The following is a 22637-nucleotide window of genomic DNA, read 5'->3' as shown; positions in this document are numbered from 1 at the left end:
GAGTTTGGACAAAGAGGTGTTAAGGAAAGTCTGCAAAAGTCCTGGCACTGACGCCCCGTTCAGCTTTCCTGGAAGCAGCGGGAATTAGTTGAGGAGAAGAGTAGCGCCGCGCAAACGATTTATCCAGGCTGGACTACTTCCCGAGCAAGGCAGGCGCGAAGAGATTGGGGTTGGCTTGTAACGCATCGCGGCAAACCCGATATTTTCTAGATGGACAAGACTGTTTATCCATGGTTGGTGTTGGGCTTCACTTTAGGAATTTCCTAAAATTGAGTTACTCGATGTGGGGCGACGTATACGCTCCGGGAAAAAGTACCAGGCCAGCGTTAAGGTGGAGGTGATCTCATGGCAGTCGCGCTAATCACGGGAGCCAGCCGGGGCATTGGCGCGGCTGTTGCCGTGGTTCTGGCCGAACACGGGTACAAGGTGGTCGTCAACCATCGCGCCAGCGCATCCCACGCCGAGGACGTGGTCGCGACTATCGTCGCAGCCGGTGGAGAAGCCGTGGCGATTAAAGCCGACGTCACCGAGCCTCATGATGTCGCGACCATGGTCGATGAAATCGAGCAGCGGTGGGGCGAAGTCGACGTTCTCGTGCACAACGCGTTGACGCCGTATGACGTTACCTCGTTCGCCAACCTGAGCTGGGAGCAACTCGGTGGCAAGCTCGACAGTGAGCTGCGTGCCGCCTTCCTGGCAACGAAGGCTGTTGTGCCGGGAATGATTTCTCGTGGCCATGGGCGGCTGGTCTATATGAGTACCCTGCTGTCGCGTCATCCGCGTGATGGGATGATTACCCTGGGCACCGCCAAGGCTGCCCTGGACCAGTTCGTGCGGTACGTCGCTTTGGAACTGGCGCCGCACGGAATCACCGCCAACCTCGTCGCACCGACCACCGTGGAGGGCGCTACTTCGACCGGGCTAGTCTCGCCCGAACGGCTGGAGGCGATCGCGGCGTCCATACCGATGCGACGGCTCGCCCGTCCCGACGAGGTGGCCAATACGGTGGCGTTCCTGGCAAGTGACGCTTCGGGTTTCACCACTGGCCACTACATTCCGGTGAGTGGGGGATTTGGCATGGAGTGAACACAACGAGCACGCGAATCGTCCGAGACTCGGAGAGCAGCTATTTTGCCAATGCGATTGATTGACCTGACAGAGGTGTTAATTGCCATGCACTCGATTGACCTGACTCATATGGGCAGTGGTACTCACGAAGAGCTGATCGCGCATGTGGCCGATCAAGAGGGATATTTCGAAGATGAAGGTATCCACGTCGCCCTCCGCGACGGAGCCGTGTGGAAGATTGAACGCGTGCGCGCCGGCGCAACCATCGGTCTGGGCCGAACTCTATTGTCGCGGCTGACCGACGGTATCCAATGGACGGCCCTCGCGGTCAACACCCATCGTCCGCTCTTTTGGTTCCTTGGCGCCAACGGGGTGCAATCCATGGACGGTCTTCGAGGGCGCCGACTGGCGGTCCACGGGGCTCGCACCGCCCCCGGGGTTTTCGCGCGGATCGTGCTGCGCAAACACGGGTTGGACCCCGATCGCGACTTGGAATGCGTGGAACGGATCCCGGGGGACTACCAGATGGACCTGCGACGCCTTCGCGACGGCTCGATTGACGCCGCCTACGTAGGCAGCACGTTAGCGCCCGAACAGGTCGCCCTTGAGGAGGGTTTTTCGGTGCTGTGCTGGGTGGGTGACCACTTCCAGATCCCCACCGTGGGACTCGCCGTGGATCCCGCGCGCATCTCGCTTGACGATCCGGCCCTGCAGGCGCTGGTGCGGGCCAACAAGCGGGCGCTCAAGACGATCGCCGAACAACCCGGTCTGGCCGTCAAATACATCAATTCGATGTTGGGCCGGCTGACCAGCGAGGAAGCGGAGCAATACTACGAGCGGTACGTCCGCCCGTATTTCACTTCCGACGGTCGGGTGGACCTCAAAGTCGCCCAGCAGGGGGTCGCCGCGGTCGCCACCGAACTTGGCATCCCAGCGGGAACCGCTGACCAGATGTACCTCCCGGCCTCGTAAGCGGGCCGCTACTCAATCAGGATGACCAGGAGTCGACCCGCGCTGTGGTGTCATATTTCTTCTGCGTGGCCGTTTACGGGGTGAAGCCGACGCGTGAACGTCCGACCGGCGACGCACGTGAACGAGAGTTTGTGGCCGAAGGGACTTGCATCACCTGGTGAGCTAGAAATGCCGGAATTCCCGTTCAATTTCATAGGCGGGAGACTTGAGGCGCGTACTAGAGAGCCCTATATCGGAATCGGAGTCCTCAATGAACAGCGTACAAATCGAGCAGAAGAGCTATGAGATGCCCCCGCGAGAAGGGATCAGCATCGCGCATTTTCTCACCGTCGCCGACATCGAGCGATCAGCTCGATACTACGAAAAGGTCTTCGGCGCTCGTATTCTGAGCCTCGGTGACGGCAACGCGCCTGGGTACCTTCAGCTTGGGAATATCTGGATGATTCTGAATGTTGGAGGCGGGCCGACCCCGGATAAGCCGACGGTAACGCTCAGCGTCCCCGACCCGGATCACATCAACAGCTTTTTGAATTTCCGCGTTGCAGATATTCAAGCGTGCTATGAATTATGGAAAAGTCGAGGAGCGGAGTTCATCTCGGAGCCGATCCCCAAGTACGGCGAGACGCGCTGCTACATCCGCGATCCGGATGGATATATTATCGAGGTCGGACAGAGCACCGAGTTGGTCTACGGCTGACGCTCGGCCCGGATTGGATGCCTTAAACGTTTACGGATGCCCGCCTGGCGCTAGCTGATTGGCGCGAAGCGCTCCGGCCTTCAACTGCCGAATCGCGAGCGAGCGGTCCGACCGGGGCGCACTGACTGTTGCACCGTCCGAAGAGGCGGCGCCTTGCGCTCTTCGATCGCTCCGATCGTAGCTAAGCTGACGAGCCTGAATACGCCTCACGCAGCCGGCATGCCGGAAAGCGGACAGACCGAATGTCGCCGGAGGGTCCAGAGTGTGTGGAAACTCCATTTTTTCCACTGGGGGTTGGTTACCGGTCAGGTCGATCGAGTTTGATACGGCGAGTTTGCACTGACCGAATGTCGCAGGCACAACAAAGCCCCTCTGGGCTTTAGCTTTCAACCATCTTCATGGCCTTCAACGTCCCTGCAACGCCAAGTATGTTCATCACCCGCTTCAGGTTATAGGCCAACACCTGAAGGCTCATCTATATGAACGCGTCCCGTTTGAGCAAGCTCTCGTGTGTTCTGGGAAACAGGTTGATCGCGGCTCTATATCCGGGCTTGTTGCAGCCTGATCCGCTGCGGCCCACTATGAAATCCGCTGACCCATGCCTCATTCTCCGTGCGAGCTCGAAGCTCGTATGAGCCTTCAGGTTTCGTGGATCATGGTCCGACCTCGTGTGTCATCACATACGGCGCCTGCGCAACCTTTGGACGTATCAATCTGATTGCAAGTTAGTTGTTCGCGAATCGATTACCGCCTATGCCGGCTTCCTGCTCACGTAATCCCTCTGGTATGGACGGTCATGCGCCAGAACCGCCCAGATCATCCGTGCCATCTTGCTGGCGAGCGCGACGATCACGACATTCGCTGGGCGACGCCTGCGCATCTCCTCAATCCAGGTGCCCGCATCCTTGGCGTGACTCAACACGGCGCGCGCGCCATGGATCAGCAGTGTTCGGAGATACGTGTCGCCCCTTTTGCTTATACCGTGCAAATTCACTTTGCCGCCGGACCCACTCTGTCTGGGTACGAGACCAGCCCACGCAGCAAATTCCCGACCGGAGCGAAATACCTTCGCATCGCCCATCGTTGCCACTGGAGCGGTTGCAGTCAGCAGACCCACGCCTGGAATTTCGCTGATGGCCTTTACGGCGGGATCGTGCTTGACCCACTCGCGCATTCGGCGCTCGATCGTGGCAATCTGCTCGTCAAGCTTTGCCAAACCGTTCCACTGCTCGCGCATCGTATCGACCAGCACCGCTGGAAGGCGCTCACTGATCCTTGCCAACACGGTCGGTATCGCTCGGTCCAGTGCCGCACGGCCTTTGCTCATCACTTCGCCATACTCAGTGAGCAAGCCTCTGAGGCTGTTGATCTGCATCGTAGGAAACTTCACCAGTTGCTGCGGCTTTGTCAAATTGACGGCGTGGGTACGTACCAGTACAGCGTGAGTAGGATTCCTGTTGATTATTGATCGATACCGGTCGACTCGGTGACGGTCCATTGGGACCAGCTGGCCAGCCGGGCCAACAGTTGCGTTCGATGATTGCCTGCGCTCATCCGGTGACGTGGCAACGCGAAGTGCTGGCGGATCGGGCCGAAGCAGGACAGAAAGCGTTGTGTCCGACGCGGGTCGCGGAATCCTTGCATCTGGCGCTCACGCCGGCGCGTCGGCTGGTGGCTGTTCTCCGCCCGGTTGTTGATTCTCGCGGCAGCTCGCACGAAGACGTGCTTCACGCCGGCTAGCTGTGACACCTCGGCCTTTGCCGCCGGGTAGCTGCGCACTGGTCGGTGACAATCTTACGGGGTACCGGGTAAGAGCGCAGCACCTTTCTGAAGAAGCGCCTCGTAGCTAACCTCGACGCCACGCTAGAGCAGCAGTTCCTCGATGTCGCGCAGGCTCAGGTTGAATCGATGGTACCAACGTACCGCGCAACTGATGACCGCGGCCGGAAAACGGAAGCCGTGATATGGCGAGGGAGTCTTCTTCATTTCGCCATTCTACCCAGCGACTCCTTCAATTTGACAATGCCAAAAATAGGCATCGCCGTGGCACGCGCGTTGCGCGCCTCGGAGTATCACTCTTCAGGAGAGGACCATGACAATCCATGACCCTAAAATACGGCCCCAGACGGGCGATGCCGGCGCGAACATTGTCGGCGGTCGAGTGGGTACAGGGCCCGGGCCGGACGTGATGACTGCGTCGACTCTGGATGGCAACAAGGTGGTCTCATCGGATGGAGCAGAGATTGGCAAAATATCCGACATCATGCTTGACGTGCGCAGCGGTCGTGTCACCTATGCGGTGCTCTCGGAAGGTGGCTTCCTTGGCATCGGCAGCACCTTGCACGCGATCCCGTGGAGCGCGCTGACACTGGACACAGATGAGATGTGCTTCTTTGTCGACATAACGGCCGAAGAGGTCAGAAATGAGCCCGGTTTCGACAAGGACCACTGGCCATCCATGGCGGACGTGCAATGGGGCGCCACGGTTCATCGGTATTACAACCGGGACCCGTACTGGTCGGGGCCCCGCGCTGTGAGCGAAGAAAACCTGACTGACATTTAAGATGTTTTATCGCAGACTGCCACCATGCGAAGCTGCCGCCGCTTGGCAAACGGCCGTACAGGCAGACCCAGTGCATCGGGCGTTGCTTCGGGCACGGAGGAAACCATGACGAATCATCGAAAGAAACAGACGCGCGACGTAGGCCGCCCCGAGGATAACAATGAGCGACGGCGACCAGAAGACGCGCCGAACGCCTCCGGCTCGCCGGCGCAGGACAGCGCTGCCCCTGTCCTGCGGTCAGAGGACGATGAACTGCGCGATGAAGATGCGCCGAAATAGAAGCGGCGCTGCGGAACTCGTGGCGAGACAGGGGCGCAAGCGGCGGCCCTGTGCTTCGCAAGGGGCATACCTCGGCGTACGGACCCGTTGCAGCACGTAGGCGGAAGTCCGGCCATCGGGTTCTGCGGCCAGTAAATTCTCGCCCGGCAGGACCACCGCCCGGACACTACCGCTATCAGCAGCGCAACTTTCTGTATCAGGTTAATGCTAGTTTTCTTCTTGCATCGCCGCAGTGAAAGTGATACCGAGCAGCAACCCTTCCGGTGAGATGAAACGAGTGACCGTCTGCCCCCAAGGTTCTGTCCTGGACTTGACGAGCATCCGATATCCTCGCGACTCAAGCTCCGCTGTTGCTTTCTCGACGCTCTCCACATCGAACTCGAGCCAGGCTTGCGGAACAGGGATGACGTCGGGCCAGGCCTCCTTGCCAAAGCAGGACTGGGCCGCCTGAGAAAGAGGCCACAGGGCAAAGCTTTTTGCGCCGTCGAGACCTTCCGTATGAAGGTAACCGCCGCTCTCCTCCTTGAAGGGGATACCGAGGCTCTCGCAGTAGAGTTCGTGACTTGCGTCCGCATCACGGACGATGGGGCCAAAGCCCGCGACGAACAGAATTTTGATGTTCCCGATGCGTTCCATGTCATCTCCTCTTCAGGCAATCCACGGAGTTCCTGGTAAATGTGACCCTTATATCCGCAGACCTTCACCCTGCTTTCGGGGGCGGCGTTGAATCCGTTCAAGCTCCGCACGAGCTGGATAATTTGCGCGTTCGTATCGCCCCGCGAAGCGAGGGTGCGCATTACTCGAATTCGCCGCAATAACGTCCCTGACCGACCTGCTCGTATCTATTCGCTGTCCGCTCTGACGACAAACAAACGGTGCTTCAGCTTCATGCGGGGCGTCGTTCAATTGTCCGAACTGGCCCTCGCCCGGTTAACAGCCGCTCCGTTGGATAGAGCCGCGCATCCACGGCTCGGACCTTAAACCGCGACCGCTTGGGCTCGCGCCCCGGCCAGGGAACCACGACGTCAAACTTCAACCACGGCGAGAAGCGCTGGCGCGTCGCCGATGACACGACTCTGGTGCCCTTTGCCCGTCGTGTCCTCGAGCAGGATGGCGCTTCCCGCCGCGACGCGTCGTCGCTCACCGTCACTGGCCTCAAACTCAACTTCCCCGCTGAGAATAAATCCCCACATGCGCATGGGTGAAGGATGAAGGTCGCCGACCCATCCGCTGGGCGCGTGCAAAAATCCGTGGCGGGTCGCTGCCGCGAAATCCGACACGTCAAAGGATTCAGCGGGGGGCGCGAAGTTGCGGGTGACCAGTAGGAGGTTTACCGACCCAAAATGACTTTCGCCAATCGAGTCTGAAAACAGTCGTGAAAATGTCAGCGCAAGCGCCATGGGGCTCTCCTTTTCGCGGCCTATGTTCCAGTCGGCGTTCGACGTAACCCGTCAGATTGGAATCTCAGACGCTTGAGTTACGCAGCGCTTTGCAAGACGGCGGCCACACAACGTTCGGATTGAGTGTCCCGCCCGCCGGCACCGGCGTCAAGACGAGGCGACGTAGCAGCGAGGGCATCGTGCCAGCATGGCGAAACAGGCGCGCAGAGGTGTGCCCTCACCCGATAAGCGGTTTCACGCCTGAACCCGTCCGAATAATCCTCGGAGTTTGCACACACTCACATTCGCCACCGCGTGCGCCAAGGCTTAAATTGACGGGCAGGCGGTGACGAAACCGCCGCTCACGCGGAAATAGTGACGCCGGAGACCAGCGAGCGGACCCATATTGCGTGACTGGCCATGAACGCACTAATCGTCACGAGAGGTTGCAATGCGACGTGCATATCATTATCGGGGCTTCGAGGCGACCATTGAAGTCGAGTCGGTGCCGGCTGTTATTGTCGCGGGCTCGGTGGTCGCGTCGGGAGGTCTTGTGGTGAAGGTTACTGTGCGACACCCGCCGTCCGGACGTGAGTTTCCCCCAGCCCAGCTCCTGGACGAAGGCGAACCGACGTTCGCCACCGAAGCTGAAGCCCTGATGGCAGGGTTTAGTGCCGCCCAACGGCTCATTGATGACGCGCTTGCAGAACGATGATGGCCGAATACTTCGTCGTGCATCCTAGCCACGTCGTAGCCCGCGCGCTGTTAGATGGGTAAAAGCGGCGTCGGATTTTCTAGCCGCTCGTGTCACAGGCACACGAGTTATCCGCAGTACCCGAGCGACGCTCTTTCAATTTCTGTGGCGCATCACTCAGAATATTCGCGCAAAGACGTGGCACCCCGTGCCGGAAGCCGTTGGTTGACTCACGGCCGTTGTCAGAACGCGGCTAGCGTACCGTCTCAAATACGACAATTGTCTCTATCGAGACGAGTGAAGGCGCAAAAGTGAACAATGCCGCGCCGTCTACCAGGAGCACCGGTGTGGTCCGCTTCAGCCTGAGAGCAGAGACTCGAATTGTTCAAGTGATAGCGGCTTCAGAAGCTGGCCATCGAAGCACGACATGTCGAAGCGCTCGGGGACGTCATCATACGCGGTCATTGAGAAGATGCGCCGGGACGCATATTTCTCGGATGCACGGAGCCGCAGGCACAACTCGTGGCCGCTAATGTCAGGCAGTCCAATGTCCACGAGAATGAAATCGAAAGCGCCGTCACCGCAGGCCGCAACCAATGCGTCAGCTCCGGAATACGCTTTCGTCACAGCATGCCCCATCGAGCATGCGACGTCAGCCAGCAGGTCAGTTGTAGCGCTGTAGTCGTCAACAAGAAGAACATTCATCGGACATCACTCCAACATGCAGAACACGCGAGGGCCGTCGCCTCACGTTGCGATGTCATGCAATTCTGTGCCGCGATTAACACGTACGCGGAGTACCATCGCATCCATGCTCGCGCCCAAGGTGCTTACCCGTCCTGGAATTCGCAGCAACGTCGGGCGTCTCCTCGTCGCGCGAGAACTGTACTCGACGCATCGAAGCATTTTCCAGCAAAACCTCGGCCACATAGCGAATATGAACACTACGCTGGTCGCACAACAATCATGTCGACATGGCGGCTCAGTGTGTGACTTTGGCGTATGTTGATTGTTGCTGCGCTCAAGGCCGCGCCGAAAGCGGCCACAGTCGCGCCGAAGGAAACCGATTCGCCCAGGCGAACCTAACCGAGCACTGCCAGTAGCTTGATAAAATTGCGTTTGGCGCGATAGGTCTGTCGGATTGACTCGAGTTCATCGCCAAAATGCGCATGCTCGTTCAGTTGCGCCCGCAGTCTCCGATGGTCCGCACAATGCCGAACGCCTCCTCATAACGGGCATTACGCGTTCCACTTTCGGCGGCGATGGGCAGCAGGCGGTGATACAGCACGATGGCGTCGTGCGGACAGGTCTTTGCGCGAATGGATGCCATCGTTGCCCACATCGTTGTCGCGACCGGACCGCCACAGAACGTCTTCCATGCCGTGTCATTCTCGCGCCCGGTGAGAAAGATTTTGACCAGCTCGGTTCGCGTCGGCATCTGCCAGGAGCTGCGCTTCGCTTTGGTCGACGCCTCTTCAGCACGAACAAGACTCCACAGATGATTGAGCGCGCGCTCGCGCGTCATGTCGTGCTGGCCCGTCGCGCTGGCGACATCCATCGACGCGGCGAATGCTTCGGCACCCGGGCGCACCTCAAATCGTTGCCATGCGAACGCATCTGCTTTTGCGAATTCGCCGCGCCGCAGGTTCTCCTGGATGCAGAAGTCGAGCAGACGTTGGTCCACGTTCTTTCCCGATTCCGTGAGGCCGCCTTCGGCCCACGCGAGACCTTCGTCGTAACGCCCGTGCTTTGCGCAAAGCTCTGCGACCAGCAAAAAACGGTGGACTCGACAGGTCCTTTGAGCGGATACGAATCAGCGCGTCGACGTCGCCGTCGAGTTCCGCCAGCGCCTCCATCGCGTGTTCCAGTCGCATGCGTGGCGGTTCGAACAACCGGCGAAATTCATCGCTCGGCGCCAGTGCCGGCAGGCCGTCCCATCCGTTTTCTACAAGCGTGCGGTACCGATGAATCCCAAGGTCGCCGAGCGGCTCGGCGTAAGCCGGCAACACATCGTAGAAGGTATCCCACACACCTTCGGTGTGAAACCGGAACAGTCGCTCGGCAAGCCTGATTGGGTCCGGGTGGGTCTGTCGACAGGCTTCGAGATGCACGGCGACAAGCTCCATGATGGCCGGCATCACATCGCCCCCGGAGTCATCAATGTGCTCGAGACTTGCTTCGGCGCCGGCAATCGCCAGTTCCGCAAGCTCGACCACCTGGGTGGCCTGAGGACCGTCGAGCCGCTGTCGCAGCATGACCGCGAGCGCCATCAGGCCGTCGCCGTACGCGCCGGCTTCGCGCCAGTCGAGTGGTCGCGAATGCGCGTCGCCTGTCGTACCGCGGTCTTCATGCTTGGCAGGTCACTGGCGTTCGCCGCACGCGCTGCGAACAGGAGCTTGTCGCGCAGCGCCATGTCGCGCTCGACCGCTTCCAGCAGCAAGTCGCGCACGGCTCCCGCATTCAGCGTTGCAACATATTCACGAATCTGCTCCTCGTACGTCTTGCGCTTTTTACGAGGCTTTGTCGGCTCTGACTCATCGGCATGAAACACGTCCGCGCCGGTATTCTCGAGCCACGACAGGGCGACCGCGACCGCGTCGCTTGCAGAAGATACCGTCCGCGCCGACCAGACAGTCGCATTCGTAGGTCAGCTCGCCGTCGTCGCCCACGCCAAGCTCGACGCTGTACCTGTGCGTGCCACGTACGCGCCCCAGGCGTAACGCTCCCGTAGAGCGTCGGCGCACACAATCCGGACCCTGTGGACCTCGACGAACGCGGCGGAATCACCGGCGACGTGGATCAGGTCAAGAGAACCGTTCATCCACTCTCACGCCGTCTCCACGACTTACGCGTCGGACTTCCACGGCCATGAGGGGTAGACTCGCCCGCTGCTTTCAACGCTCTCCCGGTGGGCCTCGGCTTGTCCGCCATTACGCTCGACATCGCTAGCGCTCGGCGCCTCGTCCGCCTGCAAGCTCCCGGAACTGCCATCGGTCGAATGAGTGCACACGTCCTCGCCGGCTTTCAGCGGCGGCAGGCCCGCGCCGAACCACGGAACTTCGCCCCGTAACGCAGCGACATACGCCCGCCATCCCTCCGCGTTGCCGGCAAACAGGCTCCGTCGAACAGTGGAAGCAAGACGCTTGCGATTCAGCTCAGGCTCAAGCAGTTCCCGCGGCCATGCGAAGAAGGCGTCTGACACTCGCTGAACAAACTGCTCTGCTGTCATCCGCGGCGATACCTGTTCCAGGAGCGGGAAGCCTCCAAGCGGGTCGTGCGCTTCGGCCAGTTCACGTACGGTCTTGTGGCCGTCACCGCATTTCAGGAGACGGTTTGCGACCTCCAGTACGTCTCCAAGGTGAAGCAACAAGGCACGGCGCTCGAATGCATCATTCATCTGCTCATTTCTCCCCTACGTGAGTCGAAGCACGATTCTAGCTCGCCGGTCGCGTAGCGCCGTGAGACGAACGACGTTCGCGTTGCCTCGAGTGGAAAAGATTCAGACTTCTCCGCGGAACTGCCTGACAGAGCGTCCATCCGGTCGATTTATCAGCAACCGAATACTGCCGATGCATGGCGAGGCGACAGTGAGTCGCCCTCAGGCAACGCAGGCGCGCGGATTTCGATGCTCAGGGATGAGCCGGACTGTGCCGTCGGCCATCCAGTTCCAGGCGACTCTCCAAGGCCCACTCACCTCGAAATATCCGGTTTCATAAATCACAAATCCCTGGTCAACATTGCGTGCGCCTGTGGCGTTAAGGAAACGAACGGTGAACAACCATCCCGTCACCCGAACGGAAAACTTGCTGGAGCGGAACATGAAAAGCACGAACGAGCGGTCCCTGCGCGGTCAGGTCGAAAAGTGGCTCGCACCGGCTCCCACGATGCACGTTCGTGTAACCAGATTCAGTCGCGCCGCGGGGAATGGGAGACGCTACGTGCGCGTCGAAATGTCGTCGCCAGCCGGAGCGCGCGCGTTGTTTTTCTTCAGGCGGATGACGGCAGGTGGAGCGTGTTCCCGCCGACTGCCAACAGGCGGAAATCAACTGCAGAGCACCTTTTCGTGCAGGTGGCCGCCGCCATCCCTTGATGACGGTCACGAGTTCGCCGCTCAGCCGCGGCGCTCGGAATTCAATCCGGCTTTCGGGCCTGTGCACGGCTATCGAGCCGCATTTTCGCAGGATGGGCGAAGTCCACGAACACGTGCGGCGCCACTGCACAGCGCGTGGGCCGTCTCGGCACAAGCCGGGCAGACGTCAGCTATGCAGGAGAAGAAAAGCATCCTCATTGTGGGGCATGCGGCTGGTGGAAGGGCGCGATCCGTCGTGGTGGTTGTGTTCATCGTGGATGGGAATGGACAGCTCGTGTCGTCTTCTGTGCACAGGACGAACGGTGACAGTGGCGCCGAACGCACGGCCCTCGCGACGCTGCGCCGGGCATCGCCGTTACCGCAACCACCGCCAGACCTGCTCGAGGGGCGCGGCCATCTGGAATTGATGGAAGACTGCCTCTTCAACGACAACAACGGCAATTTCCAGCTGCGCGAGTTGCCCTCACCGCAGGCGACAACCATTGACCGAAGCGGGAACGGTTTCCTGGCCGTGCGCGCTGCAGACCCATCCGGCACACGGACCCTCAACGCGTCGCGATGAGGCGCTCTGCGGTGCAGCGAACTGATGCCGGGGCCGTCCCTCTGTCGCAGTCGCGAACGATGCATCCCGGCGACAGACGAAAGCCCGTCATCCCGTCCTGCGTTCGCTTTCCGTCGGCTGTGACTTTCTGTTTTCCGGGCGTGCGATTTGCTGCTATGACGTTGTGGTTACGCGCGTTCAACTGACGCCTGATCCCGCGCGTTGCATCCGGACTGCGCGTTCAACGTTGTGGCGGCGGCCGGCCCAATCAATCGATCCCCGGGAGGCTCACATGGATCGCACCGAACATTCCGGCAGGGGTCATCCCTGCATCCGTTCCTGGAGGCTGCGTGCCTTGCTCACCGTGCTTGCAATGGTGTGTGCATCGTGCGGCGGAGGCGGCGGCACGACAGTCGATGCGGGAACAACCGGGGGCGGTGGGGCCGGAGGTGCGGGGAGTTCGGGCGGTGGAACCGGAAGTTCTGGAGGCGGAGGCGCCGGTACCGGCAGCAGTTTCGGGAACCCTGCCGCATCGACCGACGTTCTGACCTACCACAATGACCTGGCGCGCACCGGCCAGTACCTGGTCGAAACGTCGCTCACACCGGCCAACGTCAACGCGTCAGGCTTCGGCAAAATCGCGTTTCTGCCAGCGGACGGCAAGGTCGATGCGCAGCCGCTTTACGTCAGCAACCTCAGCATCGGCGGCGTGGCCCACAATGTCGTCTATGTCGTCACCGAACACGGCAGCGTCTATGCGTTCGACGCCGACACCAGCGCGCAGCTATGGCAACGCTCGCTGCTCGGCGCCGGCGAGACCACGAGCGACGATCGCCACTGCGGGCAGATCACACCAGAGATCGGCATTACCGCCACACCCGTCATCGATCGAGCCCGCGGCGCGAACGGTGTGCTCTACGCGGTCGCAATGAGCAAGGATGCGGGCGGCGGCATCCACCAGCGGCTACACGCGGTTGACCTCGCGACCGGTGCCGAGATGCTGGGCGGCCCGACCGGGATCGCTGCGACCTATCCCGGCACCGGCGCCAACAGCAGCAACGGCGTCACCGTCTTCGACCCGCAGCAGTACGCAGAACGGCAGGCACTCACTCTCGTCAACGGCAACGTCTATCTCGGCTGGACTTCACACTGTGATCAGGGGACCTATGGCGGCTGGGTGATGGCCTACGACGCCGCGACGCTCGCGCAGACGGGCGCACTGAACCTGACGCCCAACGGTAGCGAAGGTTCTATCTGGATGAGCGGCGCCGGAATGGCGTCGGATGGCACCTCACTCTACCTGCTCGACGCAAACGGCACCTTCGACCCGACGCTGAACGCGCAGGGTTTCCCGGCGAACGGCGACTACGGCAACGCGTTCCTCAGGCTGTCGACGTTGCCGCGGCTCGCGGTGGCCGACTACTTCGAGACCTTCGACACGATTGTCCAGTCCGCGCAGGATGCGGACCTCGGTTCTGGCGGCGCACTGGTGCTGCCCGAGCTGACCGATGCAAGCGGCGCGATCCGCCATCTGGCGCTGGGCGCCGGCAAGGACTCAAAAATCTATGTGGTCAACCGCGATGCGATGGGCGGATTCAACGCCAGTGCGAACCTGATCTGGCAGGAAATCGATGGCCAGTTGCCGGGGGGCGAGTTCGGCATGCCGGCCTATTACAACGGCGTCGTGTACTTTGGCGCGGTTGGCGACAATCTCAAGGCCTTTCCCCTGAGCGCTGCACGACTCGCGACGACGCCGTCGTCGCACAGTTCCGGCACGTTCCCTTATCCGGGCGCGACGCCGAGCATCTCGGCCAGCGGAACGACGAACGGCATCGTCTGGGCAGCCGAGAACGGGGCCACGGGCGGCCTGCATGCCTTCGACGCCGGCGATCTCGGCCGGGAGCTGTACGACAGTACCCGGTCCGGTGCGCGTGACGCGTTCGGCGCGGGCAACAAGTTCATCACGCCGATGATCGCGCATGGCCACGTGTATGTCGGCGCAACGAATGGCGTCGCGGTATTCGGGCTGTTGCACTGAAACCGGAGGATTGTCGCGACAACGGGCTGTTGCAGGGATACCGGTCTCGCCGGCCGTCGCCGGGACCGCCCCCAGCTGGACACACATCGGAAACTGATCATGACGCGATGCGCTGCCGGACGCACTAAACGCTCAAGGGTCAAAACAGGTTGTGCGGCCAGTCACCGATAAAAGGCGGGTTCCATGCGCAACGCTACGATGGCACAGGTCGAACGCGCGATTGTTGATTCAGCGCATTGGAGGCGTTCAGGTTCGCGATCTCAGCCCAACTGCACCACTGCCCGTGGGCGTGATCGAAGACGAGCAACCCCTCTTCGAACAACTCAGAGAAAAACTGAATGGCAAAAAACGGATTGCCGCTGGTCTTCTCTCCGACCAGTTCCGCTAACGGGCCAGCACGCCCTCGTTCACAATGAAGCGAATCACGGAGCAACTCTTCCAGGTCGTTGCGCGTTAAAGGCGCAAGTACGATGTCATGCACGATCGCCCCAGCCTGACGAATGCTTTCCAGCTTACGCGTCAGCGGATGCGTGGCGTCCACTTCGTTGTCGCGGTAGGCGCCGATCAGCATCAGGTCTTTAACGTCCGGATGCGTAAGTAAGTCTTCCATCAGATCCAGAGTAGCCGCGTCGAGCCATTGCAGATCGTCGAGGAAGAGCGCGAGCGGATGCTCCCTCGTGAACGCACCGATGAAGCGACGCAATACCAGTTGGAAACGCTTTTGCGCATCCCGCGGCGATAGTTCTGCGACCAGTGGCTGCTCGCCGATACTGAGCTTTAATTCCGGGACCAGATCCACCATGAGCTGACCGTTTGGACCGAGCGCCTCACGGATTGCATCGCGCCAGCGGCCCACCTCTTCCTGGCTCTTCGCGAGAATCGACGGATAAGGCACTGGAACGCCTGCGCGAGCGTCGCATATGGGATGTCGCGCTTGTACTGGTCGAACTTGCCTGACGCAAAGAGGCCTCGGGGCGGGACAAGTGGCTTATGCAGTTCATTTACGACAGCGGACTTGCCGATCCCCGAATAGCCTGAAACCAGAACGAGTTCCGGCGTGCCTCCGCTTACGACACAGTCGAAGGACGCGAGCAGAGTATTGATTTCAGTTGAGCGCCCGTACAGTTTCTCGGGAATGAGCAGTTGATCCGGCATGTCATGCTCGCCAGGCGTGAGCTCCTCGATGTGTCCGCGAGATTCCCATTCCTTGAGGCATCGCTGCAGATCACGCTCCAGCCCCACCGCTGTCTGGTGTCGCTGTTCGGCGGTCTTGGCGAGCAGCTTCATGATGACGGACGATACGGGAGGAGGGACAGCTTGCGTCCGTACAGCGGGGGGAAGGGGCTGTCTTGCGATATGGCAGTGCACCCACTCCATCGGCTCAAAAGCGGTGAACGGGAGGCTGCCGGTCGACATCTCGTAGAGCGTGACACCCAGAGAATAGAGATCGCTGCGGGAATCGATCGAGCGATTCATGCGCCCGGTCTGTTCGGGCGCCATATAGGGGAGTGATCCGGCAATAAGTTCAGGGGCATCGGTCAACTGGCGTTCGCGAGGGAGCCGGGACGCGATGCCGAAGCCGGTCAACCACACATGACCGGCGTCGTCGACCAGCGCGTTCGCCGGCTTGATGTCCTTATGAATGAGGCCCTGCCGGTGAGCCTGACCAAGCGCTGACGTCAGACCAATGGCGATGCGCAGGAAGCGAGGGAGATCAAACTGGTGATCGTTTTGCTGCTCGATGAACCGGTCCAAGGGTTCACCGCCAGGGTCCTTGAGAATGAGCAACGCGCGCCCCAGGTGACGGGTCAGCGCGAGAGGCTGTGCCGCCCATGCCGCATCGAGCTCGGCCGCTAACGACCATTCGTGTTCGAGTCGCCGGAGGCAGTGAAGCGACGGTCGCTCCGTGGCAACTGCTAGCGCCAGGATCGGCGTCGGATCGCCGAGCGCTTTGCCGCGATAGAGCGTGAAGTCCGGCTCCTCGCGAAGCGCCTCTAACACGTATCCGGAATCCTCTGCCATTGAGAACACTCGTGCCATCAGGTAGAAGGCTCAGTTCTTTCATAATGAAAGAACTGAGCGTTCGATTTCCGAATTCGCGGGCAATGCTATTGTCAGCTGTAGGGAGGCGCCCGTGCTAGGCTGTCGGTTCCCCGCATCGCGCAGCACCGATGATTGTCGCACACCGATTTGCGTTCGGTCGATCAGGGGGCGCCCTCTGGTTTCGGCTCAGTTGAAACAGAATCGATCAACGGCCGTTTCGAGTTGTGAAGCGGCTGCCCAAACAGGCGCCTCACCGGTGGCGGGAATGTCCCCTCATGGCCGATCGGGTGAAGTCGCCGACGGCCGCTTATGGGCACTCCGGTTGGCAAAAACTGAACTTAGCTGCCTGACCGCTTTGGAGAAGGTCATCTGACTGGTTCGGGTCGGGCTGAGTCCTTCCGCGCTTCGAACTCATCGCCGCAAAGCGGTCATTGGTATTTCGCTTCCCGGAAGCGGCCGGTCGTCAACGCGCACTTCCGCGACCCCAAGCGGTCAGCCAACTTGATGGGCCACAACGTCCGCTTTCCGGTTGGAATCCGCCACTCCCGATCTGCCATTCGGACGCCGAGGGAAGCGGCCATGGCGGTGCGCCGCCAAATGCAAGGTCGAGATCAACCTCTTCGCAAAGACGACTGCCGATCGAATCCCAAAGGAGTAACCCACGATCAACATGCTGATCATGAGTTTGAGGTAGATGGAAGGGATCAGATCCGACATACGACCGTAGTGCGGTGTCAATGCCTTCACAAGCCGGGACGCTCAACGTACCGATCGACGTGGCGCAACAGACGTGTTTGCGGCACGTGACGACCAAATGGACCGGTTCACACCGCGATCGAACGAGCGCAATGACTCAGTTGGTTTTGCTTGATCCCGAGCGCTTTGACATTGCCCTTGATTACCCGCCCGTTTCACACACAAGAGATCGAACACGCCCGGAGTTACTCGTGACAGGCTCTCGGGGAGATATAGGCCGTGTTGTAGTGTCCCGTCACGCGCGGTTACGGTTGTAGACATCCAGAAACACCGCCGCCAACAAGACCATGCCCTTGATCACTTGCTGGTAATCAATGCCAATGCCCATGATCGACATGCCGTTGTTCATCACGCCCATGATGAATGCGCCGATCACCGCGCCCACAACCTTGCCCACGCCCCCGGAGGCCGATGCTCCGCCGATGAAACAGGCCGCGATCACATCGAGCTCGAAGCCAAGGCCAGCCTTCGGCGTTGCCGTATTCAGGCGTGCCGCGAAAATTAGACCTGCCACTGCCGCCAATACTCCCATGTTCACAAAGGTCAGGAAAGACAAACGCGCGGTGTTCACGCCCGACAGACGCGTCGCCTTCTCGTTGCCGCCCAGCGCATAGATACGTCGACCGATCGTCGTGCGATTGGTAACAAACTGGTAGATCAGGATCAGTACGGCCATCAGCATCAACACATCGGGCAAACCCTTGTACGTGGAAAGCAGCCAGCACAAGTACGTGACGGCCCCCGCGAACAACACGTTTTTCATGGCGAAGAACGCGACCGGTTCGACTTCCATATCGTGTGCCCGTGCCTTTCGGCGCTTGCGTACCTCCGCCCCGACCAGCCCCAGCGCCAAGATGACGCCAACGATGAGGGACAATACGCGTACCTCTGTGCCGCCGAACGGATCGGGCAGAAAGCCAGTACTAATGCGCTGAAACCGCAGCGGAAATGGCCCGACCGATTGCCCTTGCAATAGCGCCAGTGCGAGCCCCTTGAAAATAAGCATCCCTGCCAGCGTCACGATAAACGACGGAATGCGCGCGTAAGCCACGAACCAGCCCTGCGTCGCACCAATCAACGCCCCCACCAGAAGCGCCACGATGATCGTCGGCACCACGGGCCATGAGTACTGCACGATAAGCACCGCGGCCAGCCCGCCGATAAAGCCGCTGACCGATCCGACGGACAGATCGATATAGCCGGCTACGATCACGAGCAGCATGCCCAGCGCCATCACAACGATGTAGCTGTTCTGCAAAACCAGATTAGTGATGTTCAACGGCTGCAACAGTACGCCGTCGGTCTGGTACTGGAAAAACCCCATGATAACGACCAACGACAGCAACAGCCCGTAGTCGCGCAGGTTGTTCTTGAGAAAGCCGAGTTTCATGAAATGGCCTTGATTCGATGTAGAGAGGTCACGCATGACCGGCGTTCACGATGGCGCGCATGATACGTTCCTGGCTTGCTTCGGTTCGATCGAGCTCGACCACGAGCCGACCTTCGTTCATCACGTAGATGCGGTCGCACATCCCAAGCAGTTCCGGCATTTCGGAAGAGATCATCAGAATCCCTTCGCCCCTGCGCGCCAGTTCGTCAATGATGGTGTAGATCTCGTATTTGGCACCGACATCAATACCGCGCGTGGGTTCATCGAGAATCAGAAGACGCGGTTTTGTAAACAGCCACTTGCTCAGCACGACCTTCTGCTGATTGCCGCCCGAGAGATTGACCACCCGTTGCTGGATGCCCGAACTGCGGATGCGCAACGATTCGCGATATTGCTGCGCAACCTTTGCCTCGACGTGTTCATCGATTACACCGTGATCGGACACTTCGGCGAGGTTGGCGAGCGACACGTTTTTACGGATTTCTTGCTCGAGGATTAGGCCATATCCCTTGCGATCCTCGGTCACATAGGCAATGCCATGCTTGATGGCCTTGCCGATGGTCGATACATCCACGGTCTGGCCGTCGATCAGCACCTGTCCGCTGATCCGCCGACCATACGAGCGCCCGAAGATACTCATGGCCAGTTCGGTGCGGCCCGATCCCATCAGTCCGGCGATGCCGACCACTTCGCCCTTGCGTACGTTCAGGTCGATGCCCTTAATGACCTCGCGCTCCGAATACTGTTCGTGGAACACGTGCCAATCGCGTACTTCGAAGATCACGTCGCCGATCTGCGGCTCGCGCTGCGGATACCGGTGTGCCATGTCACGGCCGACCATGCCGCGAATAATGCGGTCCTCGCTGATCTCGCCTGCGGCGCAGTCGAGCGTCTCGATCGTGCTTCCGTCGCGGATGACGGTAATCTGATCCGCGACCTGTGTAATCTCGTTGAGCTTGTGCGAAATGAGGATGCAGGAAATACCTTGTCCCTGGAGTTCCAGCAGCAGTTTCAGCAGCGCTGCGCTATCGGTCTCGTTCAGACTCGCAGTGGGTTCGTCGAGGATCAGCAGCTTCACGCGCTTTGATAGCGCCTTGGCAATTTCCACCAACTGCTGCTTGCCCACGCCCAGCTTTCCGACGCTCGCGTCGGGCGACTCGTTCAGACCAACGCGCTGCAGCAATTCGCGCGTGCGCTTATGCGCCGCGTGCCAATCGATCACACCGCATTGCGCCAGTTCATTGCCAAGAAAAATGTTTTCGGTGATCGAGAGCGTTGGCACCAATGCCAATTCTTGATGAATGATGATGATGCCGCGCTCTTCGCTATCGCGGATGTCCGTGAAGCGTTGCAGTTGCCCTTCGAAATGGATTTCCCCCTCGTAGGACCCGTGCGGATACACACCGCTCAGTACCTTCATGAGAGTGGACTTGCCCGCGCCATTCTCACCGACGACAGCATGGATTTCTCCAGCTTTGACGGTCAGATTGACGTTATCGAGTGCTTTGACACCCGGAAACGTCTTGGTGATGCTGCGCATGGACAGGATGGTCTCGTCCGCCACGCCATCTCCTGGATTTGTGATGTATTGCAGGGTCCGCTAGCCGGAGCGCACGTGGCGTCTCCGGCGACAGGCTCGACTTCGATATTGCCTTACTTGATCTGCGCTTCCGTGTAGTAGCCGCTGTCAACCAGGATTGGCTTCCAGTTGGAGCCATCCACCAGTACCGGGTTGAGCAGATACGACGGAACAACCTTCACGCCGTTGTTGTAGGTCTTGGTGTCGTTCACCTCCGGCTGCTTGCCTTGTGCCATTGCGTCGATCATCGCAACCGTCACCTTGGCGAGCTGACGCGTGTCCTTGAACACAGTAGAGTACTGCTCGTTGTGCAGGATGGACTTGACCGAAGGAATCTCGGCATCCTGCCCGCTGACGATCGGGCACGGCTGCTGAGCCGTGCAATAGCCCACACCCTTGACCGACGACAGAATGCCAATGCTCAGACCGTCATACGGGCTCAACACGGCGTCGAGCTTAGCATTGCCGTAGTAAGCCGAGAGCAGATTGTCCATGCGGGCCTGAGCGACGGCGCCATCCCAGCGCAACGTGCCGACCTTGTTCATACCAAACTGCTTACTGCGCACCACCAGCTTGCCGTTCTTGATGTACGGATCCAGCACGCTCATCGCGCCGTTATAGAAGAAGAAGGCGTTGTTGTCGTCGGGCGAACCCCCGAACAGTTCGATATTGAACGGGCCTTTACCCTGTTTCAGACCAAGCTTGTCAACAATGGACTGCGCCTGCAGCACGCCGACCTTGTAGTTATCAAACGTCGCGTAGTAATCGACATCGGCCGTGCCTTTGATCAGGCGATCGTATGCAATGACCTTGATGCCGGCATCGTGCGCCTTTTTGAGCACATCGGTCAGCGTCGTCCCATCGATTGCAGCGATCACCAGCACCTTCGGCTTCTTGGTGACCATGTTCTCGATTTGCGCGAGCTGATTCGGAATATCATCGTCGGCATACTGGAGATCGGTGGTGTAACCATCCGCCTGCAGATACTTGACCATGTTATTGCCATCGGCAATCCAGCGCGCCGAGGACTTGGTCGGCATGGACACAGCAACCAGCCCCTTGCTGTCGGCATGCGCGATACCGATCATTGGCAGCGCCATGAACGCAATTAGGGTTTTCAAGAACAGACGTTTCATTGGAATGTCTCCTTCGGTGTGTGAATGAGTGCCGCTCTCGCCGCGGTCCAGGCGACCGTATTGTTAAAGCACCGCGGTTTGATTCTGAGTTGTCCGTGTCAGGCCCACATATAGATGGTCTCGATGATGCAGCGGAACTCGACCTCATCAAGCTCCGTCTCGCCACACTCAAGCGTGCACCCGTCTTCGGTACAAATTCATCGTGCACGAAAGACCCAGACGCCATTGGCAAAACGCATTCGCGGCCCGAACGGCCTTGCAGGACTGCGCCCGGTCACCGTGCGCATATCAGGCGGCCACTTTACTCGGGTCAGGGGACTGCTGCGATACCCCCTTGTGACGCAGCTGTCCCGGCGCCCATTGATGTAATTCGTGTCTCCCGCTCCGATCTCGCTCGTTTTGATTTTTGCCCTCGAGTAGGTTGGCAGCAAGTCTACGTCCAGCGTTAGCATGCGTCCAATATAAAAGAACCCTAGTATTGATACCATTTTTGGTATCGCCCATTGTGTCTTCCCCACCTGTTGCACTGAAATCTGCTATCGGAGTGCAGGGCTAGACGGTGGGATCGTGTTTGGCCGCACTCCTATAGGTATCCGCGCTGGGGATGAGCCGGCGGCTTGCCATCCCATCGACGAATGTCCGGTCCCAGCCCGCGTAGCCGCCGCCCGAATGCCCAACCAATGTACGGCTCGAACGTCCGTTGTTGGCCGGCAAGGCGCCCGCTCGCCGGTCATGATCTGTCAAACCTCCGTTTGCTCGGCCATCTCGAGCGCGTCGTCCACCTCAATCCCGAGGTAACGCACCGTACTTTCAAGTTTGGTACGGCCTAAGAGGAGCTGAACTGCGCGCAGGTTCTTCGTGCGCCGATAGATCAACGATGCCTTCGTGCGGCGCATCGTGTGAGTGCCGTACGCAGCATCGTCCAGTCCGATTGACGCGATCCATCGATGCACGATGCGAGCGTACTGACGCCTCGACACGTGCGCTGACGCGTGCAGCCGACTCGGGAACAAATAATCGGCCGGCTTGAGTCCCTGCGCCGAAATCCAGGCCGCGACGCTTTGCCGAGTCTGCTCAGTGATTTCGAACTGCACCGGTCGTTGCGTTTTTTGCTGCATGAAGGTCGCTCGCAAGACCACGTGGCTTCCCATACAGATGTCCTGCACCTGAAGTCGCGTTAGATCACATGCCCGGAGCTTGCTGTCGATTGCGAGATTGAACAGTGCCAGCTCGCGAACGTTCGCTGACATCTGAAGCCTCGTCCGAATCGCCCAAATTTCGCGCAGCTTCAACGGCGGCTTCTGGCCAGTCAACCTTCCTTTGTTCCACGGCGCCCGACGAGTACCGGAAGAATTAAGCGTATCCATGTCAACCTCCTCTTCAATGAAGGGAGATCGATTGTGCGCGCCGCA

At 59.8% G+C, this 22637-nt stretch carries 21 protein-coding genes and 3 pseudogenes; 8 read left to right on the top strand and 16 right to left on the bottom strand.

Annotated elements, in window-relative coordinates:
• Positions 1-345: 345 nt before the first annotated feature.
• The 3 genes from B0G73_RS37120 to B0G73_RS37110 all read left to right on the top strand — a co-directional run bounded on the left by B0G73_RS37120 (position 346) and on the right by B0G73_RS37110 (position 2737).
• Complete coding sequence (locus tag B0G73_RS37120) at positions 346-1086, top strand: SDR family NAD(P)-dependent oxidoreductase (RefSeq protein WP_106286015.1); 741 nt, start codon at positions 346-348, stop codon at positions 1084-1086.
• A 51-nt stretch (positions 1087-1137) separates the two neighbouring features.
• Complete coding sequence (locus tag B0G73_RS37115) at positions 1138-2040, top strand: ABC transporter substrate-binding protein (RefSeq protein ID WP_258194150.1); 903 nt, start codon at positions 1138-1140, stop codon at positions 2038-2040.
• Between the two features lie 250 nt (positions 2041-2290).
• The gene (locus B0G73_RS37110; protein ID WP_106286014.1) at positions 2291-2737 is read left to right on the top strand and encodes a VOC family protein; all 447 of its coding nucleotides are present in this window, start codon (positions 2291-2293) and stop codon (positions 2735-2737) included.
• Between the two features lie 751 nt (positions 2738-3488).
• Here the strand turns inward: B0G73_RS37110 and B0G73_RS37105 are convergent.
• Positions 3489-4136, bottom strand: a pseudogene (locus B0G73_RS37105) (IS110 family transposase); the annotation flags it as partial.
• Between the two features lie 62 nt (positions 4137-4198).
• Positions 4199-4723: pseudogene (locus tag B0G73_RS42035) on the bottom strand (DDE-type integrase/transposase/recombinase).
• Between the two features lie 106 nt (positions 4724-4829).
• Between B0G73_RS42035 and B0G73_RS37095 the strand changes: the two are divergent.
• Positions 4830-5300: a PRC-barrel domain-containing protein gene (locus tag B0G73_RS37095; RefSeq protein ID WP_106286013.1), complete on the top strand. Its 471-nt coding sequence runs from the start codon at positions 4830-4832 to the stop codon at positions 5298-5300.
• Positions 5301-5405: 105 nt separating this feature from the next.
• Positions 5406-5579, top strand: coding sequence for a hypothetical protein (locus tag B0G73_RS40850; protein ID WP_181196748.1), 174 nt, complete (start codon positions 5406-5408; stop codon positions 5577-5579).
• A 207-nt stretch (positions 5580-5786) separates the two neighbouring features.
• On the opposite strand, the gene B0G73_RS37090 is transcribed toward B0G73_RS40850, so the two are convergent.
• Both B0G73_RS37090 and B0G73_RS37085 read right to left on the bottom strand, forming a co-directional pair.
• A complete protein-coding gene (locus B0G73_RS37090; RefSeq protein WP_106286012.1) occupies positions 5787-6215 on the bottom strand; it encodes a VOC family protein in 429 nt (142 codons plus the stop codon).
• A 389-nt stretch (positions 6216-6604) separates the two neighbouring features.
• Positions 6605-6979: a cupin domain-containing protein gene (locus tag B0G73_RS37085; RefSeq protein ID WP_106286011.1), complete on the bottom strand. Its 375-nt coding sequence runs from the start codon at positions 6977-6979 to the stop codon at positions 6605-6607.
• Between the two features lie 430 nt (positions 6980-7409).
• Between B0G73_RS37085 and B0G73_RS37080 the strand changes: the two genes are divergently transcribed.
• Positions 7410-7673, top strand: coding sequence for a hypothetical protein (locus B0G73_RS37080; RefSeq protein ID WP_106286010.1), 264 nt, complete (start codon positions 7410-7412; stop codon positions 7671-7673).
• A 336-nt stretch (positions 7674-8009) separates the two neighbouring features.
• Here B0G73_RS37080 and B0G73_RS37075 read toward each other — a convergent pair whose 3' ends face one another.
• The 6 genes from B0G73_RS37075 to B0G73_RS40845 all read right to left on the bottom strand — a co-directional run bounded on the left by B0G73_RS37075 (position 8010) and on the right by B0G73_RS40845 (position 11472).
• On the bottom strand, positions 8010-8357 hold the full coding sequence (locus B0G73_RS37075) for a response regulator (protein ID WP_106286009.1): 348 nt from the start codon (positions 8355-8357) through the stop codon (positions 8010-8012).
• A gap of 472 nt (positions 8358-8829) precedes the next feature.
• Positions 8830-9210: a hypothetical protein gene (locus B0G73_RS41665; RefSeq protein WP_258194149.1), complete on the bottom strand. Its 381-nt coding sequence runs from the start codon at positions 9208-9210 to the stop codon at positions 8830-8832.
• A 34-nt stretch (positions 9211-9244) separates the two neighbouring features.
• Positions 9245-9922, bottom strand: a complete 678-nt coding sequence (locus B0G73_RS41660) for a DUF6880 family protein (protein ID WP_258194148.1) — start codon at positions 9920-9922, stop codon at positions 9245-9247.
• Positions 9922-10101 (bottom strand): hypothetical protein, encoded by a 180-nt coding sequence (locus B0G73_RS41655; protein ID WP_258194147.1) that lies wholly within the window; start codon positions 10099-10101, stop codon positions 9922-9924. Before B0G73_RS41655 ends, B0G73_RS41660 begins: the two co-directional genes overlap by 1 nt.
• 396 nt (positions 10102-10497) lie before the next feature.
• Positions 10498-11049, bottom strand: a complete 552-nt coding sequence (locus tag B0G73_RS37065) for a hypothetical protein (protein WP_106286008.1) — start codon at positions 11047-11049, stop codon at positions 10498-10500.
• A 201-nt stretch (positions 11050-11250) separates the two neighbouring features.
• On the bottom strand, positions 11251-11472 hold the full coding sequence (locus B0G73_RS40845; protein ID WP_181196747.1) for a hypothetical protein: 222 nt from the start codon (positions 11470-11472) through the stop codon (positions 11251-11253).
• Positions 11473-11968: 496 nt separating this feature from the next.
• Between B0G73_RS40845 and B0G73_RS37055 the strand changes: the two are divergent.
• Positions 11969-12229 (top strand): annotated as a pseudogene (locus B0G73_RS37055) (TonB family protein); the annotation flags it as partial.
• 427 nt (positions 12230-12656) lie between these two features.
• Positions 12657-14321 (top strand): PQQ-binding-like beta-propeller repeat protein, encoded by a 1665-nt coding sequence (locus B0G73_RS37050; protein WP_258194152.1) that lies wholly within the window; start codon positions 12657-12659, stop codon positions 14319-14321.
• Between the two features lie 193 nt (positions 14322-14514).
• On the opposite strand, the gene B0G73_RS42030 is transcribed toward B0G73_RS37050, so the two are convergent.
• From B0G73_RS42030 to B0G73_RS37020, 6 genes are all read right to left on the bottom strand, one after another.
• Positions 14515-15177: an AAA family ATPase gene (locus B0G73_RS42030; RefSeq protein ID WP_374957053.1), complete on the bottom strand. Its 663-nt coding sequence runs from the start codon at positions 15175-15177 to the stop codon at positions 14515-14517.
• The gene (locus B0G73_RS37045) at positions 15099-16343 is read right to left on the bottom strand and encodes an AAA family ATPase (RefSeq protein WP_374957052.1); all 1245 of its coding nucleotides are present in this window, start codon (positions 16341-16343) and stop codon (positions 15099-15101) included. The genes B0G73_RS42030 and B0G73_RS37045 overlap by 79 nt, the downstream gene beginning before the upstream one ends.
• Positions 16344-17355: 1012 nt before the next feature.
• On the bottom strand, positions 17356-18510 hold the full coding sequence (gene mmsB, locus B0G73_RS37035; protein ID WP_106286032.1) for a multiple monosaccharide ABC transporter permease: 1155 nt from the start codon (positions 18508-18510) through the stop codon (positions 17356-17358).
• A gap of 28 nt (positions 18511-18538) precedes the next feature.
• The gene (gene mmsA / locus B0G73_RS37030; protein WP_106286031.1) at positions 18539-20050 is read right to left on the bottom strand and encodes a multiple monosaccharide ABC transporter ATP-binding protein; all 1512 of its coding nucleotides are present in this window, start codon (positions 20048-20050) and stop codon (positions 18539-18541) included.
• A 113-nt stretch (positions 20051-20163) separates the two neighbouring features.
• Positions 20164-21225, bottom strand: coding sequence for a multiple monosaccharide ABC transporter substrate-binding protein (chvE, locus tag B0G73_RS37025; RefSeq protein WP_106286004.1), 1062 nt, complete (start codon positions 21223-21225; stop codon positions 20164-20166).
• 740 nt (positions 21226-21965) lie between these two features.
• Entirely contained in the window at positions 21966-22592 is a 627-nt protein-coding gene (locus tag B0G73_RS37020) for a tyrosine-type recombinase/integrase (protein ID WP_106286003.1), read from the bottom strand.
• Positions 22593-22637: the final 45 nt, after the last annotated feature.

It is taken from the genome of Paraburkholderia sp. BL25I1N1 (genome assembly GCF_003002025.1).
Classification (GTDB): domain Bacteria; phylum Pseudomonadota; class Gammaproteobacteria; order Burkholderiales; family Burkholderiaceae; genus Paraburkholderia.
The sequence above is the reverse complement of the archived record's forward strand: the minus strand, read 5'-3'. Positions and strand labels throughout refer to the sequence as shown.